Raw genomic sequence first — 22,935 nt, forward strand, 5'->3', positions numbered from 1 at the left:
GGGCAAAGCATTGATCGCAAAAGGGTCCCGACCGGACGATGGAAAAGATTTCCACGAAATTGGGTGACGGATTGAAACCGGGTCTGGACGACGCGGTCTGGGTTGATGTGCTCGATGCGGTGGACAAGACCTATGCCGAGCTCGTCGACTATCAGGAGCAGCTAGAAACGCGCAATACCGAGCTCACAGCGCTCCGTGCGTTCCTCGGCTCTATTATGAACTCGATTTCCGACTATCTGATCGTGACGGACAAGGACGGCCAAATCGCGGATGTGTCGCGCTCTTTTTGTGATGCCATCGGGCGAGGAAAAGACGGGCTCGTTGGGCAGGCGCTCTCCGAATTCTTCGAGGGTGAGATGCAGCAGCGCCTCACGAATGCGATTGCGGAAGTGACGCGCACGCGGATGGAGACCACGTTCGAGGCCGATATCGAGGCTGCAGGTGGCGCAAGTCCCGTGGACTTCCGTGTCGCGCCGCGTCTCGACCGTCGGCATCGCGTGAACGGGATTATCGTCACGGGCCGCCCGTTGGGTGAATTGCGCAAGGCCTATCACGATCTAGAACAGAGCCACGAAGACCTCAAGCAAGCGCAAATCCAACTGGTGCGCACGGAAAAGCTCGCCTCCCTCGGTCGCCTGCTCGCTGGTGTGGCGCATGAGTTGAACAACCCGATTTCTTTTGTCTACGCGAACACCCATAGCCTCCAGAAATACCTCGACCGCTTCGAGACCTATTTCGACCGTGTCGAAGCCGGTGCAACGCGTGAGGAGCTGGTGCAGTTGCGCGTCGATCTGAAACTCGAGCGCGACCTGCGGAACTTGCGCACCGCGATTGAAGGTGCGCGGGACGGGGCGGAGCGGGTTCGGGACATTGTGGCTGACCTTCGCAGGCTGTCGTCGGACGGGTCCGGTGAAATCGCGCCATTTGATCTCGCGGAGACCGCGAAGGTTGGCGCTGATTGGGTCAAGCGCGGCCTCAAAAGCGAAATGGAAATCATTGTGGACGGCGAAATGCCCTGCATGGCGCTCGGGCGCGTGGGGCATGTCCAGCAGGTGATCATGAACCTCGTCCAAAACGCCGCTGACGCGGTGCGAGACGTGCCGAATGCGCAAATCAGGGTCCAGCTTCGCTACGAGGGCGACTTTGCCATCCTTCAGGTTTGCGACAATGGTCCAGGCGTGCCCGAGGACATGCAGGCCGCCATCTTTGATCCGTTCTTTTCCACCAAAAGTGTTGGGCAGGGGACGGGGCTCGGTCTGTCGATCTCGCAAAAGATCGCGGAGGAGCATGGCGGTGATCTCACCTACCTGCCGGACGTTGCGCCGGGCGCTTGCTTCCGTCTGACCTTGAAGCGGGGAGATCGCGCGTGAATATCCTCTGGCTCCAATCGGCGGGCTGTGGCGGCTGCACGATGTCTCTGCTCTGCGCCGAGAGCCCCAATGTCTTTGACCTGTTCAAATCCGCCGGTCTCGAATTTCTCTGGCACCCGTCGATCTCTGAAGCGACGGGCGCGGAGGTGCGGCGTCTTTTGACCGCGATTGAGAGCGGCGAGCAAGAACTTGATATCCTTTGTGTCGAGGGCTCAATCGCCCACGGGCCGCGCGGCACAGGGCGGTATCAGATGCTCGGGGGCACGGGGCGCTCCATGCTCGACTGGGTGCAGAGTCTCGCGCCCAAGGCGAAACATGTCGTCGCGGTCGGCACCTGCGCGACTTATGGCGGTGTGACCTCTGCGGGCGCCAATCCGTCCGATGCGACGGGTCTGCAATACGATGGTCGTCATTCCGGCGCGGCGCTGGGCGCGGGGTTCCGGTCGCAATCGGGTTTGCCGGTGATCAACATTTCAGGCTGTCCGATCCATCCGGATTGGGTCACGGAAACGCTGCTGCTCTTGGCCGAAGATGCGCTCGGGCCAAACGATCTCGACAGCTACGCACGCCCGCGTTTCTTCGCTGACAACCTCGTCCACCACGCCTGTACGAAAAACGAGTTCTACGAATACAAGGCCTCTGCGGAGGAACTGTCGCAGATGGGCTGTATGATGGAGCATCTCGGCTGTATCGGCACGCAGGCGGTTGGCGACTGCAATATCCGGCTCTGGAACGGCGAGGGGTCCTGCACGCGGGCGGGCTATCCCTGCATCAACTGCACTGCGCCTGAATTCGAAGAGCCCGGTCACGGCTTTACAGAGACGCCGAAATTCGCGGGGATTCCTGTGGGTCTGCCAACGGACATGCCAAAGGCGTGGTTCATGGCGCTCGCGTCCCTCTCCAAACGCGCGACGCCCGAACGGGTGGCCAAGAATGCCGTCGCGGACCGGACCCTAGTCCCCCCGTCGGTGAAAGCACGCAAAGATGACTGACAACACCACATTGCTCGTCGGCCCGTTCAATCGGGTCGAGGGAGATCTCGAAATCCGCTTGGACATCGCGGAGGGTGCCGTCACGGCGGCCTATGCGAATTCGCCGCTATTTCGAGGGTTTGAAACGATCTTGCAGGGCAAGGGGCCGCGCGATGCGCTCACCATCACGCCGCGGATTTGCGGGATTTGTTCCGTGAGCCAATCCATCGCGGCGGCACGGGCGCTTGCGGATTTGGCGGGGGTGACGCCCTCTGTGCAGGGCGAAAAGGTGGCCCAGCTTCTTCATATGGTCGAAAACGTCTCTGACCACCTGATGCATTTCAATCTGTTCTTCATGCCCGACTTCGCGCGTCCGGTGTATGAGGCGCGGGGATGGTATGATGATGTCGTGTCGCGCTTTACGGCGGGCGCAGGGTCGGCGATCCGACGCGCCACAGAAGCCCGCGCGGCGCTCATGCACATCACGGGGCTATTGGGTGGGAAGTGGCCGCATACGCTGGCCATCCAACCCGGAGGTGTCACGCGCGCACCGACAACACGGGACAAAGTGCGCATGGGCGCGGACCTCGCGGCATTTCGTTCGTATCTCGAAGAGGTGGTGTTTGGCGGCCCGCTGGAGGCGTTTGTTGGCCTCGGCTCGATTGCCGCGCTGGACAATTGGGAGGCGGGTGATGCGGGCCTTTTCCTGCGGGTTGCGCAGGAGATCGGTTTGGAAAATTCCGGTGTGGGTAAACGGCGCTATTTGTCCTTCGGAGCTTATCCCTCTCAGAGCGGCGAAGTGTTCAAACAGGGCATTCTCGCGGGGGGGGTGGCGGCAGACCTCGCGCCGCAGGACATCGTCGAAGAACTGTCACACGCGTGGATGCTCGGGCCGGACATGCACCCGTCGATGGGGCAGACCATGCCGGACGAAGACATGCGTGAAGACGCCTATAGCTGGTGCAAAGCCCCGCGCCTCAACGGGCAGACATATGAGACGGGCGCCCTCGCCCGGCAGGCGATTGACGGTCATCCGCTCGCAGTCGAACTGGCGCAGAAGGGGTCTGTTCGCGCGCGTGTCGCGGGTCGCTTGCTCGAACTGGCCCGCACACAGATCGAGATGGAGCGCCTCTTGGCCGAGATCGACCCGCGTGAACCATTTATGAAGCATGTCAAACTGCCGCAAAACGGCACGGGTGTTGGCTTGGTCGAGGCTGCGCGCGGCGCGTTGGGCCATTGGATCCGTGTCGAAGGTGGGCAAATCGCCAGCTACCAAATCATCGCCCCGACCACATGGAACTTCTCCCCGCGCGATAGCCGTGGTGTGCCGGGTCCTGTCGAAGCCGCGCTCGAGGGTGCGCCCGTCGGGGAGGGTGAAGAGACGCCGATCTCTGTGCAGCATATCGTGCGCTCGTTCGACCCGTGCATGGTTTGCACGGTGCACTAAGGGCGGCGCGATGACGGGTGAGCAGATGACAGGCCTTGAGGTCCGCGTGCGCGGGCAGGTGCAGGGGGTCGGGTTCCGGCCCTTCGTCTGGCTGCTCGCACGCGACATGGGGCTGACGGGCGAAGTGCTCAACGATGCGCAGGGTGTGCTGGTTCGGATTTACGGTGAAACGGACGGGTTCGAGGCACGACTGAAGGCGGAGTTGCCGCCGCTCGCTCGTATCGACAGCGTCGAAAGCCATCCGATTTCGGGGTTGGCGGAGGACTTTCGGATTGTTGCCTCGGAAGGCGGAGAAGCCCGCACGCGGGTGACGCCGGATGCGGCGACCTGTGCGCATTGCGTTGAGGAAATCCATGACGCCGAGGCGCGCCGTCACGGGTATGCATTCACGAACTGCACCCACTGCGGTCCGCGGTTCACCATTGTTGAAGGGCTTCCTTATGATCGTCCGAAAACGACGATGGCCCCGTATGAGATGTGTCCCGCCTGTCGCGCGGAATATGAGAACCCGGAGGACCGCAGGTTCCATGCACAGCCGATTGCCTGTCCGGACTGTGGTCCTCGCATTTGGGTGGAGCCGGAAAGTGAGGGGGACCCGATTGAGGTCGTTGCGAAACGGCTTCTCGCCGGAGAGATCGTTGCGATCAAGGGCCTCGGCGGGTTTCATCTCGCTTGCGACGCGACCAATCAGGACGCGGTGCAAACACTCAGAGATCGCAAGCGGCGTCCCGCGAAGCCTTTCGCCCTTATGGGGTCGCTCCCGATGATCCGCGACTGGTGTGCGGTCACTGAGGACGAGCAAGCCCTCTTGGAGTACCCCGCCGCGCCGATTGTGCTGCTTGAGGCCAACAAATTCCCAGAAGGCATCGCGCCCGGCCAATCCACGCTTGGCTGGATGCTGCCCTATACGCCGTTGCACCATCTGCTGATCGACACCGTCGGACGGCCTCTGGTCATGACCTCCGGCAACCTGTCCGGCGAACCGCAAGTCATCGACAATCAGGAAGCGCGGGACAAGCTCTCCGGCTTTGTTGACGCCTATCTGATGCACGACCGCAAGATCGCGCGGCGCTTGGATGACAGTGTGGAGCGGATCACCCCGCAGGGTCCGATGGTCCTGCGTCGTGCGCGTGGGCGCGTGCCGGGAACTTTGCCGCTCCCGAAGGGGTTCGAGAATGCGCCGCAGATCGTCGCGTACGGCGGGCAGATGAAAGGTGCGATTTGTCTGATCAAGGACGGGCAGGCGCTCCTCGGGCATCATTTGGGAGAGTTGGATGAGGCGCTGACCTACGAGGCGTTTCTGAAGGCCGACGCGGATTATGCGGAGCTGTTCGATCATCGCCCGGAGATCGCAGCATGTGACCTGCATCCGGAGTTCCGCGCGACGATCCACGCCTATGAAACCGGATTGCCCGTCGAAGAGGTGCAGCACCACCATGCTCATCTGGCGGCGTGCCTCGGTGAAAATGGCTGGCCTCTGGATGGGGGGAAGGTCGCGGGGATCGTCCTCGATGGCTTGGGCCTCGGGACGGATGGGACTGTTTGGGGCGGTGAAATCCTTCTCGGCGATTATCGCGAATTCGAACGGACGGCGTGGCTCAAGCCTGCGCCTCTGATTGGTGGCGATATGGCGGCGAAGGAGCCGTGGCGCAATCTTTTGGCGCGCATGGATCAGGCCGGATGCGGAGATGCGGTGGAGGATCTTCTTCCCGATGACGCGCCTGTCTCAGTTCTGCGCCGAGCCGTTGAGCGGGGCGTTAATGCGCCGATGTCATCCTCTGCAGGACGCTTGTTCGACGCATTTGCGGCGCTGCTGGGCTTTCATCAGGCGCAGTCGTTCGAAGGGCAGGCCGCAATGTGGCTTGAAGCGCGGGCGTTGAAGGAAATTGCGTCCGACGGGTTTGACGCTCTGGAGGCGCTCGGTCTGTCTTTTAGCAACGGCGAGATAGACCCTACTGTACTTTTTATGGCTGTGATTGACCCGGATGGCGCTGGAGTCGGAGACTGGACCCGCACGCCCGCCGCGCTTTTCCATGCCTCTCTGGCGCAGGCGTTTGCGGATGAGGCGCGAGGACTTGTTGTGTCTGGTAAGGCGCAAGCAGTCGCGCTCACGGGTGGCGTGTTTCAGAACGCTCTGCTGCTCGATCTCACCCTCTGCGCGCTCGGCGATGTCCCCGTCCTGATCCACACCAAGACCCCTGCCAACGACGGCGGTCTGGCGCTCGGGCAGGCGCTTGTTGCTGCTGCGCGGCGACTTTGAGGGGTTGGTAACTGACTTTCCGCTCGAAGTGGTGAGCGGTTAGCCACCTCCCGCACCTTTCTCTCCGTATCTCCCATAAGGCTTTGAATCCCATAGTCTAAATCAGGTGCACAGATTGTCGCACTTTGTTTGTTTTGCGTCTGCTCTCTCGCGATGATGGGTGTGAGGCATTGTATGCCATTGCATTCGTTAGGGGCCAAAGGCCCGCAAACCTGACAACGGGAGGGACGCACATTGACCAATACTGAGGGTCAGATCGAGACGTTTTACGACGTCATGCGCCGGCAGGGGATTACCCGCCGGTCCTTCATGAAATACTGTTCGCTGACAGCGGCTGCACTCGGACTGTCACCGTCCTTCGTGCCGAAGATCGCACATGCGATGGAGACGAAGCCGCGGACGCCGGTGATCTGGGTGCACGGTCTGGAATGCACCTGCTGTTCCGAGTCCTTCATCCGCTCGGCGCACCCGCTGGCGAAAGACGTTGTGCTGTCGATGATTTCTCTCGACTACGACGATACGCTGATGGCGGCTGCCGGTCACGCGGCCGAAGCTGCGTTTGAAGAGACCATCGAGAAATACAAAGGCAACTATATCCTCGCCGTGGAAGGCAACCCGCCGCTCAACGAGGATGGCATGTTCTGTATCACGGGCGGCAAGCCGTTCGTTGAAAAGCTGAAACATGCGGCCAAAGACGCGAAGGCGATCATCAGCTGGGGGGCCTGTGCGTCCTACGGCTGTGTGCAGGCCGCCAAGCCGAACCCGACGCAGGCGACCCCTGTCCACAAGGTGATCACCGACAAGCCGATCATCAAGGTTCCGGGCTGTCCGCCGATTGCAGAGGTCATGACCGGCGTCATCACCTACATGCTCACCTTCGACCGTCTGCCGGAACTCGACCGCCAAGGTCGTCCGGCGATGTTTTACTCCCAGCGTATCCACGACAAATGTTACCGCCGTCCGCACTTTGACGCCGGTCAGTTCGTCGAGACCTGGGACGACGAGAACGCGCGCAAGGGCTACTGCCTCTACAAAATGGGCTGCAAAGGCCCGACCACCTACAACGCCTGTTCGACCGTGCGTTGGAACGAGGGCGTGTCCTTCCCGATCCAATCCGGTCACGGCTGTATCGGCTGTTCTGAAGACGGGTTCTGGGATCAGGGCAGCTTCTATGACCGCGTGACCGATCTCACCCAGTTCGGCGTCGAAGCAAATGCCGACAAGGTCGGTCTCGCCGCCGCCGGTGTCGTCGGCGCCGGTGTCGCAGCCCATGCCGCTATCTCCGCGCTCAAAACCGCACAACGCAAAGTTCAAGACAATAAGAAGAAAGAGGAGGCGTAATCCATGGTCAGCACTCCCAATGGTTTCGACCTCGACAACACGGGCAAACGGATCGTCGTTGATCCCGTGACCCGTATCGAGGGCCACATGCGCTGCGAAGTGAACGTGGACGAGCAAGGCGTGATCCGTAACGCCGTGTCCACCGGCACGATGTGGCGCGGTCTCGAAGTGATCCTCAAAGGCCGCGATCCGCGTGATGCGTGGGCCTTCACCGAGCGCATCTGTGGCGTTTGCACCGGCACCCACGCACTCACCTCTGTGCGCGCGGTGGAAGATGCGCTTGGCATCCAGATCCCGGACAACGCGAACTCCATCCGCAATATTATGCAGCTGAACCTGCAAATCCACGACCATATCGTGCATTTCTATCACCTGCACGCGCTCGACTGGGTGAACCCCGTCAACGCGCTCAAAGCGGACCCGAAAGCGACCTCCGAGTTGCAGCAGATGGTGAGCCCGTCTCACCCGCTGTCCTCGCCGGGCTATTTCCGCGATGTGCAGAACCGTCTCAAGAAGTTCGTTGAGAGCGGCCAGCTTGGCCTCTTCAAGAACGGCTACTGGGACAATCCGGCCTATAAACTGCCGCCCGAAGCTGATCTGATGGCGACCACGCACTATCTCGAGGCGCTCGATCTGCAGAAAGAGGTGGTGAAGGTTCACACGATCTTCGGCGGCAAGAACCCTCACCCGAACTGGCTCGTGGGTGGTGTGCCGTGTCCGATCAATGTGGACGGTGTTGGTGGCGTTGGCGCGATCAACATGGAGCGTCTCAACATGGTTGAGTCGATCATCAACAAGTGCATCGAGTTCAACAAGAACGTCTATGTGCCCGACGTGATCGCCATCGGCGGCTTCTACAAAAACTGGCTCTACGGTGGCGGTCTGTCCTCCAAGGCGTGTCTCGCCTACGGTGACATTCCGGAAAACGCGAACGACTTCTCCGCGGAGCAGCTTCACCTGCCGCGCGGCGCGATCATCAATGGCGATCTCTCGACCGTCTACGACGTTGACCCGCGCGATCCGGAGCAGGTTCAGGAATTCGTCGATCACTCGTGGTACGAATACGGCGAGCCGGGCAAAGGCCTGCACCCGTGGGATGGGGAAACCTCTCCGAAGTTCGAGCTTGGCCCGAACGCCAAGGGCACCCGCACCAACATCAAAGAGCTTGATGAGGGCGCGAAATACTCTTGGATCAAGGCGCCGCGCTGGAAAGGTCACGCGATGGAAGTGGGGCCGCTGGCCCGTTACATCGTTGGCTACGCGAAGGGTCATGAAGAGATCACGGATCAGGTCAACGGCTTGCTTCGCACGATGGATCTGCCGGTCGATGCGCTCTTCTCGACGCTCGGTCGTACGGCGGCTCGCGCGCTCGAATCCGAGTATTGCGGTCGCCTGCAGAAGCACTTCTTCGACAAGCTGGTGACGAACATCAAAAACGGCGACAGCTCCACGGCGAACGTCGAAAAGTGGGATCCGTCGACTTGGCCGGCCGAGGCAAAAGGCGTTGGCATGACCGAGGCCCCGCGTGGTGCTCTGGGTCACTGGATCAAGATCAAGGACGGTCGCATCGAGAACTACCAGTGCGTCGTGCCGACGACATGGAACGGGTCGCCGCGCGATGCCGCAGGCAACATCGGGGCGTTCGAAGCATCGCTTCTCAACACGCCGATGGAACGTCCGGAAGAACCGGTCGAAATCCTGCGCACGCTGCACTCGTTCGACCCGTGTCTTGCCTGTTCGACCCACGTGATGTCTCCGGACGGGGATGAACTCACGACCGTCAAAGTGCGCTAAGGGAGGATCGCACCATGAAAAAACTCATCGCACTCTCCATGCTGATGGCAACCCCTGCGCTGGCCCATGAGGGTCACGCAGAACTCGCTGGCAGTCACGGGCATCAGGCCGCGCATTTCGCGATGGCGGCCATTGCGGCCGCTGTGGTCTGGCTCGTGGTTGAGACGGTCAAAGGTAGGGCCGCGCGCACCAAGGGGGAATGACGGATGGCTGACGATTCCATTCACACCCCGAACCCGAACATGCCGCTCCCCTTGGAGGCGTCCCGCCTGACAGGGGATGCAACGGCCGAGGACATTGAAAGCATCCGCACGCGGACGTCAGTCTTTGTCTACGAATGGCCGGTGCGCCTGTGGCATTGGGTGAATGCGCTCGCGATCATGATCCTGTGCTTTTCGGGTTGGTTCATCGCGTCTCCGCTTCCGTCCATGGACTACGCCGAGGCGACGTATCAGTTCGTTATGGGCTACATCCGCTTCGCACACTTCGCGGCAGGGATGATCCTCACTGTGGGTTTCTTCGGGCGCATCTACTGGGCGTTCGTTGGCAACCACCACGCCAAGCAACTCTTCTACATTCCGGTGTGGAAAAAGCGCTGGTGGCAGGAAGTTGTCTTCGAGTTGAAGTGGTATGCTTTCCTTGAAAAAGAGCCGAAGAAATACGTGGGTCACAACCCTTTGGCGCAAACCGCTATGTTCTTCTTCATGACGCTTGGTCTGACCTTTATGATCCTGACCGGTTGGGCGCTCTATTCCGAAGGCACAGGGCAGGGCAGCTTTGCTGATAGCGTGGCTGGTTGGGTTTTGACGCTCTTTGGCAATAGCCAGATCGTCCACTCCGTTCATCATCTCGGCATGTGGTTCATTGTGGTCTTTATGATCATCCACATCTACGCGGCGATCCGCGAAGACATCCTGTCGCGCCAGTCCATGGTCTCGACGATGATTTCGGGGACGCGGACGTTCAAGGACGACCGTCCGGAGTAATCTTCCGATCGTGCCGCAAGGCGACAAATCAGAATCAAAGAATGGCGGGGGCAACCTCGCCTTTCTGCATTTTTGCCTTTCGGTTTTTGGATGAATCGGAAATAAACTTTCCACCCACATTTCTGGATATGCGAATTGTTATGCGCAAAATGCAGCAATTTCCGCGTCTTAACGGTGTGCCATTGTATTCCGAAAAATGCGTGAGCCCGAAAATCAGAAGGAATACGATCACTGGACAACAAGATCGGAAACTAACCATCCACCCGTTTGGGCGCTAACAGACGCGCAAGGGGCAGGATGGGTCCTTAGGAGGAAGGGCAGATGACTGCACGAATTTTGATCCTCGGCATCGGCAATGTGCTGTGGGCGGATGAGGGCTTTGGTGTGCGCTGCGTCGAAGAACTTGCGCAGACCTATGCGTTCGGACCGGAGGTCAAGCTGCTGGACGGTGGCACGCAGGGTCTCTATCTCCTGCCGTTTCTTGAAGACGTCGACACGCTCCTCGTCTTTGACGCGGTGGACTACGGTTTGGAGCCAGGCACGCTCAAAATCGTCGAGGACGATGAGGTGCCGTCCTTCATGGGCGCAAAGAAAATGTCGCTCCATCAGACCGGCTTTCAGGACGTGCTCGCGACCGCTGAACTCAAAGGCATCTGCCCCGAGCGTCTGATCCTCATCGGCTGCCAGCCCGAGGAACTCGAAGACTACGGCGGAGGTCTGCGTGACATCGTCGCGGCCCAGATCGCGCCCGCGATCGAGATCGCGCTCGAAAAACTCCGCGCGCTGGGTGTCGCTTTCGAACTCGGTCAAACGCCGACCAACGACCTCGCCGATCCGTCCATCATGCGCGGCGCCTATGAGGATGGCCGTCCGAGCGAAGAAGAGGCGTGCCGCATCGGCGACGACCGCTTCCTGCCGCAGGTCTGATCCGATGTGTGTCGGCATTCCTATGAAAATCCTCTTCGGTGAAGACCTCCACGCGACGGCCACCGACGGGGAACAGAACCACCTGATCGACATGTCCCTGACGGGGCCGGTCGAGCCGGGGACATGGGTTCTCACCTTCCTCGGGACCGCACGAGACGTGCTCGACGAAGAGCAGGCCCTCAAAATCCAAAGCGCGCTCAAGGGCCTCGCGGCTCTGATGGAGGGCCGCGATCTCGGTGACGCCTTCGCTGATCTCGAAGCACGCGAACCACAACTGCCGCCGCACCTGCAGGCGGCCTATGACAAGGGAGAGACAGTCGGATGAGCCATCCATTGATTGAACGATTGACCAGCGAATTCGGCTGGCCGGTTCTGGACACCGAACATGACATTCGCGAATTCGGCAGCCTGCCGGGAACGCACGTCTTCTTTTGCCCGGGCGATCCGAAACGCAATCTGGAGAGCGCCGACGTGGCCGTGATCCTGCCTGAGCTTAAACTCGCGTTTCAGGGCAAGTTCGACTGCGCCGTAGTGGGTGCGGGCGTGGAAACGGCGCTGCGCGAGGCGACCGGCGTGCTCAAAACCCCCTCGCTGATTTTCTACCGCGACGGACAGTTCCTCGCCGGTATTCCGAAGGTCCGCAACTGGGACGACTACATGAACCGCATCGCGCAAATCCTCGCGATGCCCACGCCGCAGCCGGCGTAAGGGACAAGAAGGACACGCACACATGGTAAACAACTTTCAGCTTCCGCCGATGGGATTTGGTCCCGGGTCTCAGGTCGAAGAGGGCGAAGACCTCGAATACATGGACATGCCGCAGGACATGCGGACCTATAGCCTCCACGTGCCGGAAATGGACGAGATGGGCGATGTGTCTGCCGCTCTCGAAATGATGGAACAAATCTCCCGCGCCTGCGCTGTCGCTGCAGAGACCGGCATCGGGGAAACCTTTGATCTCAGCGGGTTGAATGCGGAAAACCGTGCTCTCATGGCGGAAACAATGGGCGCGGGCGAAGTGGCGATGAAAGTGCGCGGCATTCCCGCCGTCGCCGTTCAGGAAAGCGTGTTCGCGGGTGTTTGGGGCCTCAAGGCGGCAGGTGTCGACAAGATCGAAGTGGGCCGTGTGCCGGACCTCGCGCAGAGCCGTGCGCATGAGCCGTTCCGCCCCGCGCTCTTGAATGATGCGCCGCGCACCGTTGGCGTGGTCAACGCGCCCTCACTGCTCGTCGAGCTGATTGATAAATCGAAGACCTACACGCTTGGCGATGTGCCGCATGTTGTGAACCTCACGCTGCTGCCGCACACCGAGGAAGACCTCGCATGGCTCGCACAGGCGCTCGGGCAAGGCGCGACAGAAGTGCTCTCTCGCGGGTATGGCAACTGCCGGGTGACGGCGACGGCGCTGCCCTATGTCTGGCGCGTGCAGTTCTACAACTCGATGGACACGCTGATCCTCGACACGTTTGAAGTGACCGACATGCCGGAGGTCGCGCTCGCCGCGAAAGAAGACCTCGAAGACAGCGCAGAGCGCGTCAAAGAAGTGCTGGAGGCCATCCGATGAGCGGGTTTGAGGGCTCCTATCTGGGCGCGAATGATAAAATCTCCGATCAGGCGATCATGGAGTGCAAAATCTGCTGGACGCCCTACGATCCGGCGGAAGGCGATGACACGCGCTCCATCCTGCCCGGCACGCCGTTCCTCGCGTTGCCGGAGGACTGGAAATGCCCGAACTGCGACGCACCGAAAGAGCAGTTTCTTGTCTCTGAGGACCCGGGTTCCGACGCCATGCTCGCGGCCGCCCGCCTGTCGCGCAAGACCGAAGCACTGGTGAATGATTTCACCGAGGTCTGGCACGCGAAAATGCGGGATGTGCCGCTGGTGAACAAGCTCCTGCATGTGCAGGCTGTGGGCTTTATGGAATACGACGGCCGCCCCCTCGGTGTCCTAATCTCACCATGGTTTATGAACCTGATGATGCTCCCCGCCGAGGGGGAGGACTGGAGTGAATTGAAAGCTGGTGAGAAGGAAGTTATCTCTTTCCCTTCAGGCGATTACGAGTTCATCCATAACACCCGCGAGCAAACTGGCGGCTACAAGGCCTGTTCTCTGTTTTCGCCGATGGGGGACTTCAAGACCCACCAACAGGCCGTTGATGTCGCTGCTGCTGTGATGGTCCACCTGTTCGAAGAAGAGCATCGTGCCGAGACCGACCGCCGCGCCGACATTCGTGCTGCCCGTGAGGACGAAGTTGCCGCCGTAGAGGCCGCAGAACGCGAGGAGGCCGAGGCCGAGGCACGCGCCGAGGAACTGGCATCCGCGCCGTCCCGTCGTCAGGTTCTGACCGCAGGACTTGCATCCGCGCCGGAACAGGCAGAGGCTACCGGAGAGTAACTTACCATGACGTCCTCATTTGCCCCTCTTGCTGCCACCTGTGCTCCGGCTCTGCCGGTGCAGCAGTTGGTTATTGGCAAGCCGGTGGGTGAGGTCGTCGCCCTGATCCCGCGACTGTTCAATCTCTGCAAAGGGGCGCAGGAAGCGGCGGTCAAACTTGCGCTTGGTGTCGATCTCGGGGCCACAGCGACCGCCGATCTCGGGGCCGAGTTCGCGCGTGATCACCTTCTTCGTCTCGGGCTGATCTTGCCGAAGAGCCTCGGTCTTGATCCTCTGCCGGTCGGGCAGGGGGCTGAGGGCCTGATGCCCGCGGATATGCCTGCGGACTGGGATGCGTTCAGCGCATGGATGGAGAGCGGACAGGGCTTTGCGCCCGTGTTTGCCGCGCTCAATGAGGCGTTTGAAGCGGGCGAAGCGGTGGCGGTTTTGCCGACACCGACGGACGACGACTTCTTTGAGGCGGGGGCCTATGAAAACTCCACCGCGATCAGACATATTCAAAAACCGTTGATGCAAATCATGGAAGAGAAGTTTGGACGCGGTCCATTGTGGCGCGCGACAGCCCGTCTCCTGGATTTGCAGGACTGTCTGTCGGGCGACCTGCCTGCGCCGCGTCTGATTGGCGACGGGGCAGCGCTCGTTCCGGCGTCGCGCGGTGTCTACGCTGTGCGTGCGACGGCCAAAGACGGGTATGTGACGCAATTCTCGCGGGTGACCCCGACGGATCACCTCATGGCCTCGGGTGGTATCATGGAGAAGACCTTGGAAAACCTGCCAGCCTCGAAACACCACCTCGCTGCGGTCGTTCTCGACACGCTCGACCCGTGTGTGCCCGTGAACCTGTCCGGAGGCGCGGCTGATGCATGAAATGTCGCTCGCAGAAGGCATCCGCACGGTGATTGAGGATAGCGCGCGCGTGAACGGGTTCGATCACGTGAAAAAGGTGCGCGTCGAAATCGGGAAATTCGCGGGCGTTGAAAAGCCCGCGCTGGAATTCGCGTTTGACGTGGTCATGCGCGGTTCTGTGGCCGAAGGAGCCATATTGGAAATGATCGACCTGCCGGGAAAAGCCATGTGCTACGACTGCGCGAAAGAGGTCGAGATTGAACACCGCTTGGACCTCTGCCCGATTTGTGGCGGTGGCAAGCTGATGCCCTCAGGGGGCGATGAAATGCGGATCAAAGATTTGGAGGTCAACTGATGTGTACGGTTTGCGGATGCGGATGCGGAACGGCGAGCGTTGAGGGGCATGGTCACGACCATTCCCATAGCCATGATCACGCCCATGGCCACGATCATCACCACCACGATCACGCGCATGATCACCACCATCATCACGATGGCGATAACATGCATTTCGGCCATGGGCCTGCGGGCACAGAAGTGCCGGGCATGTCGCAGGACCGTCTGATCGAGATCGAAACCAACATCCTCGCCAAAAACGACCGGTATGCGGATGGCAACCGTCACAAACTCGCTCATCTCGGTGCGTTTGCGGTGAACCTTGTGTCCTCGCCAGGCTCGGGCAAGACGACCCTGTTGTGTAAGACAATCGAGATGCTCGGGGATCAACCTCTCGCTGTGATCGAGGGAGATCAGCAGACCGCCAATGATGCAGAGCGCATCCGCGAAACGGGTGCACGCGCTGTGCAGGTGAACACCGGCAAGGGCTGTCACCTCGACGGCCATATGGTTGGTCATGCGCTTGAACATCTGACGCTCGAAGAGTGCGCGATGCTCTTTATCGAGAACGTTGGCAACCTCGTGTGTCCCGCCGGTTTCGACCTCGGCGAAGATTGCAAGGTTGCGATCCTCTCGGTCACTGAAGGCGAAGACAAGCCTTTGAAATATCCGGATATGTTTACCGTGTCGGAAATTGCGCTGTTGAATAAAGTGGACCTCGCGCCCTATTGCGATGTCGATCTGGATCTCTACGAGGCCAACCTGCGCCGCGTGAATCCGCAGATTGAAATCCTGCGCGTGTCCGCCCGCACCGGCGAAGGGATGGAGGCATGGGTCGATTGGCTCAAGCATCGCCTCGCCACCAAGCCGGTCCACGTTCACCATCATGACGCCGCCGAGTGAGAGACGCCATGGCCCAGACCTTGCCCACAATCCTACTGGTTGATGACGAAGAACATTCGCTCTCCGCGATGCGGATGGCGCTTGAGGACGACTTCGACTGTTTGACCGCGAAAGGCGCGGACGAGGCGCGGGCCTTCATGGAGGAGCATGACGTTCAGGTCGTGTTCTGCGATCAGCGGATGCCCGGCAAAACCGGTGTCGAGTTCCTCTCCGAGGTGCGCGCGACATGGCCGGACACGGTGCGGATCATCATCACGGGCTATACGGAAACCACGGACATGATCGACGCGATCAACGAGGCGGGGATTTACCAGTTCCTGACAAAGCCTTGGCATCCCGATCAGCTCATGATGGCCGCCAAAAACGCCGTCGATCTGTTCCGTCTGACCCGCGATCACGACCGTATGTCTCTGGAAATGCGGTATCTTTCCAAATCTGTCGAGGTGAAGCTCGAGGCCCAGCGGAAAGCCCTTCGTGAGGGGATGGGATTCGAGAGCGTGCTGCGCTCTGCCAATTCTCCGATGAACGCGGTGATCGAACAGGCGCGCCAGTTTGCGACCTTCGATGTACCGGTGATCCTGTCGGGTGAGGCTGGGACAGGAAAGCGGACGCTCGCGCGGGCGATGCATTATGCGTCACTGCGCTCGGATAAACCGTTTTTCGAGTTCGACTGCACGGCCGTGGATGACGACATTCTGGAGATGGAACTCTTCGGTGCGCGGCGCGGGGCGAACACGGGTCTGCCGACGAACAAGGCGGGTCTGTTTCAGAAAGCCGATCGCGGGACGCTCTATCTATCGGGGATCGAGGCGCTCTCTCCGCGTCTGCAACTGCTTCTTCTGCGGGCCGCCCGCGATGGCGCGTTCCGTCCTTTGGGTGGCCACGAAATGATGCGCTCCAACGTGCGCCTTTTGATAGGGACCCACCGCGATCTGCGACTGGAGGTCTCGGAAGGTCGGTTCAACCCAGAGACCTATTACTCGCTCGCCCGCACAACACTTTGCGTGCCGCCGTTGCGGGAGCGTCGTGAAGACATCGGCATTTTGGCCCAGACCTATCTCTTTGAAGCGGCGGAAGAGCACGGGAAACCTGTGAAGGGGCTCTCGGACGATGCCCTCCAGTTCCTCTCCGATTACGACTGGCCGGGCAATATGCGCGAGCTTGAGAACGAAGTCGTGCGGATGCTGATTTTCTCGCAGGACGCGCTGCTTGGGCCGGAACTCATTTCCCGCCACATCCTTCAGGCCACACCGGAAAAACGCGGCGTGAGCGAGACGGCGGTGGATCAAGTGCTCATCGGCACAGGCACGCTCAAGGATCGGGTGGAGCAAATCGAAATGCGCATCTTGCGCGAGACGCTCACCCGCCTGAAATGGAACAAGAGCCGCGCGGCCAACGAACTTGGGCTGTCCCGTGTGGGGCTGCGGGCGAAAATTGAACGCTATGGACTGATTGAGCCCGCACGCTCCGGTGTTCGCAGCCAATCTGACGAGGAGGAATAATCATGTGTCTCGGAATTCCCGGACAGATTGTCGAGATCACGGACGAGAGCCGCATGATGGCCTTGGCCGATGTCTCCGGTGTCAAACGTGAGGTGTCGGTGGCCCCTGTGCTGACCGGTTCGATTGAGGAGCTCATTGGCAAATGGGCGCTGATCCATGTCGGATTTGCTATGGCGATCATTGATGAGGAGGAGGCCGCTGCGACGCTCGAAGCGCTCCATGATCTCGGCGAGGCGCAAGAAGCGCTTGAGGCGATGGCGGAAGGCGACAAAGCCCTCGCGCAAGGCACGGAGGAGCGGGCATGAAATACGCAGAAGAATTCCGCGACCCGAAGGCCGCCAAAGCGCTCCTCGCGAAAATCGCAGAGACCTGCGACGCGATTGGTGCGACGAAGGAAAAGCCGGTCTACATCATGGAGATTTGTGGCGGTCATACCCACGCGATCTTCCGCTATGGCCTTGATAAGCTGACCCATCCGGGTGTCGAATTTATCCATGGACCGGGCTGTCCGGTGTGTGTGCTTCCAATGGCACGCGTGGACGAATGCGTTGAGATTGCGGAACGGCGTGACGTAATCTTCACGACCTTCGGCGACGCGATGCGCGTGCCGGGGCAGAAGAAATCCCTGATGCAAGCCAAGGCCGACGGCGCGGACATTCGCATGGTCTACAGCCCACTTGATGCGCTCGAACTCGCCCGTCGCAATCCGGACCGCGAGGTGGTGTTCTTCGGCCTCGGGTTTGAAACGACAACGCCCTCCACCGCTCTCTCGATTCAGCAGGCGTCGCGCGAAGGGCTCACCAACTTCACCGTGTTCTGCAACCACATCACCGTCCCGCCGCCCATCAAGGCGCTCTTGGATGATCCCTATATGATGCTTGACGGCTTTGTCGGGCCGGGACATGTGTCCATGGTTATCGGCACGCATCCATATGATTTCATTGCGGAAGACTACGGAAAGCCGATTGTCGTCGCGGGGTTCGAGCCGCTTGATCTGCTCCAATCCGTTCTCATGGTCCTCACCCAGATCAAAGAGGGCCGTGCGGAGGTCGAGAACCAGTATTCCCGCGTTGTGCCGGAGCACGGCAATCCGGTCTCCGTTGCCGCGATTGAAGATGTCTATGAGATGCGCCCGTCGTTTGAGTGGCGCGGTCTTGGCGAGATCGACAAATCGGGTCTGCGCATTCGAGAGAAATACCGCGCCTATGATGCCGAAGAGAAATTCGGGATCGGCTATGCGGCAGGCGAGCGCAGTGTGCAGGAGCCGGAGGGCTGCGAATGTGGTGCCGTGATGACTGGCCGCATGAAGCCGACGCAATGTCCGCAATTTGGCAAGGGCTGCACGCCCGAGATGCCGCTCGGTGCTCTGATGGTGAGTTCCGAAGGCGCCTGCGCGGCCTATTATCAATACGGTGGTGCCCGCGCAGCCGAGCCCGCCGAATAAGCATTCCATAATTAGAAAGGCCAGAGAAATGGCACTCAGAGGCGACAAAGTCACGCTGGCACATGGTGGCGGCGGCAAGGCAATGCGGGATTTGATCGAGGAAGTGTTCACCGCCGTGTTCGAACCCGACAGCATGGAAGATCAGGCGCGCCTAATGTCTGACGCGCTCCAAGAACCGGGCGCGCAGCTTGCCTTTACGACGGATAGCTTTGTGGTCGAGCCGGTCGAATTTCCGGGCGGAGATATTGGCAAGATTGCCGTCTGTGGAACGGTCAATGATCTGGCCGTGGGCGGTGCGACGCCTCTGTGGTTGTCGGCGGCGTTCATCATCGAAGAAGGCACAGAGATCGCGCTGTTGAAACGTGTCGTCGCCTCAATGAAGGCGGAGGCCGAGAAAGCGGGCGTGCGCATTGTGACGGGTGACACGAAGGTCGTCGAACGCGGCTCTGCGGATACCGTCTTTGTCACAACTTCCGGCGTCGGTGTGATCCCTGCGGGACGGAACCTGCGGGCGGAGGCGGTCCAAGAGGGCGACGTCGCCATCGTGAACGGGGTGTTGGGCGACCATGGGGCGACTATCCTCGCGGCGCGCGGGGACATGGCGCTGAGCGCTGATCTCCAATCCGACTGTGCGGGTCTCGGGCATCTGATGGCCGCCGTCGCGGAGGCCTGCCCGAACCTGCGGTGCGCGCGCGACGCGACGCGGGGCGGCGTGGCGTCTTGTTTGAATGAGATCGCAGAGGCGGCAGGTGTTGCCATTGAACTCGATGAAGACGCACTCCCGCTTCGGACCGAAGTGAAAGGGATGTGCGAAATCCTCGGGCTTGATCCGCTTTACCTCGCCAACGAAGGGCGTCTCGTTCTCTTCGTCCCTGCGGACGAGGCGGACGCCGCGCTTGCTGCCATGCGGACGGTGCCGGAGGGTGAGGGGGCTGTGATCATCGGCAAGGCAAAACCTGCAGGGCCGGGGCCGAAGGTGACCATGCGCACGCTCTTTGGTGGTGCGCGGATTGTCGATATGCTCGTCGGTGAACAGTTGCCCCGCATTTGCTAAGTTGTGATAGTCCCGTCAAAACAGAGAACGGTTTGAGGGATTTATCATGCAGGGCTGGCTCGGATTTCTGATCGCATTCATCGCGTTTTTCGCGACACATGCCATCCCAGTGCGACCGCCGGTGAAAGCGCGTCTCGTGGCGCTCATCGGGGCGCGCGGCTTCTCAATTGCTTACTCCCTCTTATCCCTCGCTGTGCTCATCTGGCTTCTTATGGCGGCTGGACGCGCGCCGTTTGTGCCTCTTTGGGGCAAGCCGCTGTGGATCAATCACCTCGTTATGACGCTCATGTTGCCCGCCTGTCTCCTTCTGGCATTTGCCATCGGGCGGCCCAACCCGTTCTCTTTCGGCGGCGGGAAGAGTGAGGCCTATGTGCCTGAAAAACCGGGCCTTATCCGGTGGGTGCGTCATCCTCTGTTGGTAGTCTTGCTGATCTGGTCTAGCACGCATGTGATTGCGAATGGCGATCTGGCGCATGTCCTTGTGTTCGGGTCATTCGCAATTTTCTCCGTCTTCGGGATGCGGATGATCGACCGGCGCAAGCGTCGGCAGATGGGCGCGCGACATGACGACTTACGCATTGCGACACGGTCCGCCCCTCTCTTCACGACCCAAGCAACGCCGTCAGGACTCATCATACGCGGGCTTCTAGGAGTCGCACTCTACGGGGTTTTGCTCTTTGCACACGGGCCAGTCATCGGGATCAGCCCCTTGCCGTGAGCGCCCAGGCAGCTATCTGACTAACCTGCCTGAATTAAGTGCAATTCGGCAGAGATAGGTAGATCGGTGTGACGAATGCTGCCAAGCAGCAAGAAAAATTAACGCGCTGTCTTGCTATGTATTTTGAATGTGACTTAGCGTCGCTAAAGAGCTTGACGAGATACTGCGCGAATGTGCGCGTGGGATCTCCAATTCACATAAGAAGGTGACCCATGGCTTCGACCTCTTCCCCGAATTTCCGCGACGCCCTGCTTCGGCATTTGACCTACACCATGGGTAAGGACCCCGAGCACGCGCAGTTTTTCGATTGGCGTATGGCGCTGAGCCACGCCATCCGTGACCGGATCGTGGACACGTGGGTCTCCTCAACGCGCAAGACGTATCAGCAGGACGGCAAGCGGGTTTACTACCTCTCCATGGAGTTCCTGATCGGGCGCTTGCTTGAAGACGGTATTGTGAACCTCGAACTGGTGGATGAGGTCAAAGAGGCTCTCACGAGCTTCGGCATGGATTATCGCACCATTCTGGACGACGAACCCGACGCCGCGCTCGGCAATGGCGGCTTGGGCCGTCTGGCGGCTTGCTTCCTCGACAGTCTTTCCACCATCGGGTGTCCAGCCATGGGCTATGGCATCCGCTATGAGAACGGTCTCTTCAAACAGAGCTTTGTCGATGGCCGTCAGGTCGAGAGCCCGGAGACATGGCTCCAAGAACCGCATCCGTGGGAATTCGAACGTCCCGAAGTGCTGCTGCGCATCGGGTTCGGCGGTGAAGTGAATTACGAGAACGGCAAGACCCTCTGGCGCCCGTCGGAGATGATCGAGGCCGAAGCCTTCGATACCCCGATCTGCGGCTGGCAGGGCAAATGGGCCAACACCCTGCGCCTCTGGGCCGGTCGTGCTGTTGATCCGTTTGACCTCGGGCTGTTCAACTCCGGTGACTTTGCCGCCGCTGCGGAGCACGAAGCCCTCGCGCGGACGATCTCCCGTGTGCTTTATCCCGAGGACAGCAACGAGGCCGGTAAAGAGCTGCGCCTCAAGCAGGAGTATTTCTTCTCCGCAGCCTCCATCCGCGACATTCTCCGCCGCTTTGAGAGCGCGCATGACGATCTGCGTGAACTGCCGAACAAGATTGCCATTCAGCTCAACGACACGCACCCCGCGATTGCAGGGCCGGAACTTCTTCGCATCCTGCACGATGAGCGCGGGTTCTCCTTTGAGGAGGCGCTGGAAATCACACATGGCTGCCTGAACTACACCAACCACACGCTTCTGCCGGAGGCGCTTGAGCGTTGGGACGAGCGTCTCATGGGCCGTCTTCTGCCGCGTCACCTCCAGATCATCGACCGGATTGACGACGCGCACGCCAAGGCCAATCCGTCCCGCACCCTTTCGGCGCGTTCTGACGGGCAGGTCAAGATGGGGGAACTGTCCTTCATCGTCGCCAACAAGGTAAACGGGGTGTCCGCGCTCCACACTGATCTGATGAAGCAGACTGTGTTTAAAGAACTGCACGAGTTGCACCCCGACCGCATCGTGAACCAGACGAACGGCGTCACGCCGCGCCGTTGGGTCCATAGCTGTAACCCCGCTCTGTCCTCTCTCATCACCGAGAGCATCGGGGACGAGTGGGTCGCGGATCTCGAACAGCTCAGAAAGCTCGAAGGGGTGATTGACGACAAAGGCTGGCTCGACCGCTTTATGCAGGTCAAGCAGAACAACAAGCAGGCCCTTGTGGATTACGTCGCCAAGTCGCACGGTGTCGTTTTGAACCCGAACGCGATGTTCGACGTCCAGATCAAGCGGATGCACGAATACAAGCGTCAGCACCTCAATATCCTTGAAACCATCGCCCATTGGCAGGAGATCAAGGATAACCCGCATGCCGATTGGGTGCCGCGCGTCAAAATCTTCGCGGGGAAAGCGGCGCAGGGCTATTACTTCGCCAAAGATATCATCCGACTGATCAACGACGTTTCGAAGGTGGTGAACGCGGATGTGGAGACGCGCGATGCGCTTCAGGTGATCTTCTTGCCGAACTACAATGTGAGCCTCGCAGAACGTCTCATTCCGGCGTCCGATCTGAGTGAACAGATTTCGACCGCTGGTAAAGAAGCGTCTGGCACGGGCAACATGAAATTCGCGCTCAACGGCGCGCTGACGGTCGGCACGCTCGACGGGGCCAACGTCGAAATTCGCGAGCAAGTCGGGGAAGAGAACTTCTTCCTCTTCGGCTTGTTGGCGGACGAAGTCATGCAGCGCCGGATGATCCACGACCATGCGCAACAGGCGATTGATGCCGATCCGCGTCTGGGCCGTGCACTCGCCGCATTGCGCGATGGAACCTTCACTCCGGAGGAGCCGGGACGCTACAATCACATCGCGGATAACCTCACTTGGTCGGACTATTTCCTCGTCTGTTCGGACTTCTCCGACTACTGGCGTGCGCAGCGCGAAGTTGACAAAGCGTATAAGATTAAGCCGAAATGGAGCAAGATGGCTGCTCTGAATACGGCGCGCTCAGGCTGGTTCTCCTCTGACAGGACAATCCGCGGCTACATGTGCGATATTTGGGGGGCAGAGAGTCTGCTTGCCTAGTTTTCGCAGGATTGATCGGTTTGGCGAATCTCCTAAGGTGGCAGA

General features: G+C 60.1%; 22 protein-coding genes. All 22 read left to right on the forward strand.

What is annotated here, in order from left to right; all coding sequences use genetic code 11:
• Positions 1-38 precede the first annotated feature (38 nt).
• Entirely contained in the window at positions 39-1,370 is a 1,332-nt protein-coding gene (locus tag LA304_RS06875; RefSeq protein ID WP_224502366.1) for a PAS domain-containing sensor histidine kinase, read from the forward strand.
• Positions 1,367-2,362 carry an NADH-quinone oxidoreductase subunit B family protein gene (locus LA304_RS06880; protein ID WP_224502367.1) on the forward strand — a complete coding sequence of 332 codons (996 nt, stop codon included), beginning with the start codon at positions 1,367-1,369 and terminating at the stop codon, positions 2,360-2,362. The genes LA304_RS06875 and LA304_RS06880 overlap by 4 nt, the downstream gene beginning before the upstream one ends.
• Positions 2,355-3,788 carry a nickel-dependent hydrogenase large subunit gene (locus LA304_RS06885; RefSeq protein WP_224502368.1) on the forward strand — a complete coding sequence of 478 codons (1,434 nt, stop codon included), beginning with the start codon at positions 2,355-2,357 and terminating at the stop codon, positions 3,786-3,788. Before LA304_RS06880 ends, LA304_RS06885 begins: the two co-directional genes overlap by 8 nt.
• 10 nt (positions 3,789-3,798) lie before the next feature.
• Positions 3,799-6,048: a carbamoyltransferase HypF gene (gene hypF / locus LA304_RS06890; protein WP_224502369.1), complete on the forward strand. Its 2,250-nt coding sequence runs from the start codon at positions 3,799-3,801 to the stop codon at positions 6,046-6,048.
• A gap of 234 nt (positions 6,049-6,282) precedes the next feature.
• The gene (locus LA304_RS06895; protein WP_224502370.1) at positions 6,283-7,389 is read left to right on the forward strand and encodes a hydrogenase small subunit; all 1,107 of its coding nucleotides are present in this window, start codon (positions 6,283-6,285) and stop codon (positions 7,387-7,389) included.
• Between the two features lie 3 nt (positions 7,390-7,392).
• On the forward strand, positions 7,393-9,183 hold the full coding sequence (locus LA304_RS06900; RefSeq protein ID WP_224502371.1) for a nickel-dependent hydrogenase large subunit: 1,791 nt from the start codon (positions 7,393-7,395) through the stop codon (positions 9,181-9,183).
• Between the two features lie 14 nt (positions 9,184-9,197).
• Positions 9,198-9,386, forward strand: coding sequence for a DUF6732 family protein (locus LA304_RS06905; RefSeq protein ID WP_224502372.1), 189 nt, complete (start codon positions 9,198-9,200; stop codon positions 9,384-9,386).
• A 3-nt stretch (positions 9,387-9,389) separates the two neighbouring features.
• Positions 9,390-10,169, forward strand: a complete 780-nt coding sequence (gene cybH / locus LA304_RS06910; RefSeq protein ID WP_224502373.1) for a Ni/Fe-hydrogenase, b-type cytochrome subunit — start codon at positions 9,390-9,392, stop codon at positions 10,167-10,169.
• A gap of 321 nt (positions 10,170-10,490) precedes the next feature.
• Positions 10,491-11,096: a HyaD/HybD family hydrogenase maturation endopeptidase gene (locus LA304_RS06915; protein ID WP_224502374.1), complete on the forward strand. Its 606-nt coding sequence runs from the start codon at positions 10,491-10,493 to the stop codon at positions 11,094-11,096.
• A 4-nt stretch (positions 11,097-11,100) separates the two neighbouring features.
• Positions 11,101-11,421: a HypC/HybG/HupF family hydrogenase formation chaperone gene (locus LA304_RS06920; protein WP_224502375.1), complete on the forward strand. Its 321-nt coding sequence runs from the start codon at positions 11,101-11,103 to the stop codon at positions 11,419-11,421.
• Positions 11,418-11,804, forward strand: a complete 387-nt coding sequence (locus LA304_RS06925) for a thioredoxin domain-containing protein (protein WP_224502376.1) — start codon at positions 11,418-11,420, stop codon at positions 11,802-11,804. The genes LA304_RS06920 and LA304_RS06925 overlap by 4 nt, the downstream gene beginning before the upstream one ends.
• A gap of 22 nt (positions 11,805-11,826) precedes the next feature.
• Positions 11,827-12,660 carry a hydrogenase expression/formation protein gene (locus tag LA304_RS06930; protein ID WP_224502377.1) on the forward strand — a complete coding sequence of 278 codons (834 nt, stop codon included), beginning with the start codon at positions 11,827-11,829 and terminating at the stop codon, positions 12,658-12,660.
• Positions 12,657-13,490, forward strand: a complete 834-nt coding sequence (hybE, locus tag LA304_RS06935) for a [NiFe]-hydrogenase assembly chaperone HybE (protein ID WP_224502378.1) — start codon at positions 12,657-12,659, stop codon at positions 13,488-13,490. The genes LA304_RS06930 and hybE overlap by 4 nt, the downstream gene beginning before the upstream one ends.
• A gap of 6 nt (positions 13,491-13,496) precedes the next feature.
• On the forward strand, positions 13,497-14,357 hold the full coding sequence (locus tag LA304_RS06940) for a hydrogenase expression/formation protein HupK (protein WP_224502379.1): 861 nt from the start codon (positions 13,497-13,499) through the stop codon (positions 14,355-14,357).
• Positions 14,350-14,691: a hydrogenase maturation nickel metallochaperone HypA gene (hypA, locus tag LA304_RS06945; RefSeq protein WP_224502380.1), complete on the forward strand. Its 342-nt coding sequence runs from the start codon at positions 14,350-14,352 to the stop codon at positions 14,689-14,691. The genes LA304_RS06940 and hypA overlap by 8 nt, the downstream gene beginning before the upstream one ends.
• Positions 14,691-15,575: a hydrogenase nickel incorporation protein HypB gene (gene hypB / locus LA304_RS06950; RefSeq protein ID WP_224502381.1), complete on the forward strand. Its 885-nt coding sequence runs from the start codon at positions 14,691-14,693 to the stop codon at positions 15,573-15,575. Before hypA ends, hypB begins: the two co-directional genes overlap by 1 nt.
• A gap of 8 nt (positions 15,576-15,583) precedes the next feature.
• Positions 15,584-17,077 (forward strand): sigma-54-dependent transcriptional regulator, encoded by a 1,494-nt coding sequence (locus LA304_RS06955; RefSeq protein ID WP_224502382.1) that lies wholly within the window; start codon positions 15,584-15,586, stop codon positions 17,075-17,077.
• 2 nt (positions 17,078-17,079) lie between these two features.
• A complete protein-coding gene (gene hypC, locus LA304_RS06960) occupies positions 17,080-17,382 on the forward strand; it encodes a HypC/HybG/HupF family hydrogenase formation chaperone (protein WP_224502383.1) in 303 nt (100 codons plus the stop codon).
• A complete protein-coding gene (hypD, locus tag LA304_RS06965; protein ID WP_224502384.1) occupies positions 17,379-18,521 on the forward strand; it encodes a hydrogenase formation protein HypD in 1,143 nt (380 codons plus the stop codon). The genes hypC and hypD overlap by 4 nt, the downstream gene beginning before the upstream one ends.
• Positions 18,522-18,549: 28 nt before the next feature.
• Positions 18,550-19,575, forward strand: coding sequence for a hydrogenase expression/formation protein HypE (gene hypE, locus LA304_RS06970; RefSeq protein WP_224502385.1), 1,026 nt, complete (start codon positions 18,550-18,552; stop codon positions 19,573-19,575).
• Between the two features lie 46 nt (positions 19,576-19,621).
• On the forward strand, positions 19,622-20,293 hold the full coding sequence (locus LA304_RS06975; protein ID WP_224502386.1) for an NnrU family protein: 672 nt from the start codon (positions 19,622-19,624) through the stop codon (positions 20,291-20,293).
• Between the two features lie 212 nt (positions 20,294-20,505).
• Positions 20,506-22,890, forward strand: a complete 2,385-nt coding sequence (locus LA304_RS06980; protein ID WP_224502387.1) for a glycogen/starch/alpha-glucan phosphorylase — start codon at positions 20,506-20,508, stop codon at positions 22,888-22,890.
• Positions 22,891-22,935: the final 45 nt, after the last annotated feature.

Source organism: Celeribacter litoreus (genome assembly GCF_020165855.1).
GTDB lineage: Bacteria > Pseudomonadota > Alphaproteobacteria > Rhodobacterales > Rhodobacteraceae > Celeribacter > Celeribacter litoreus.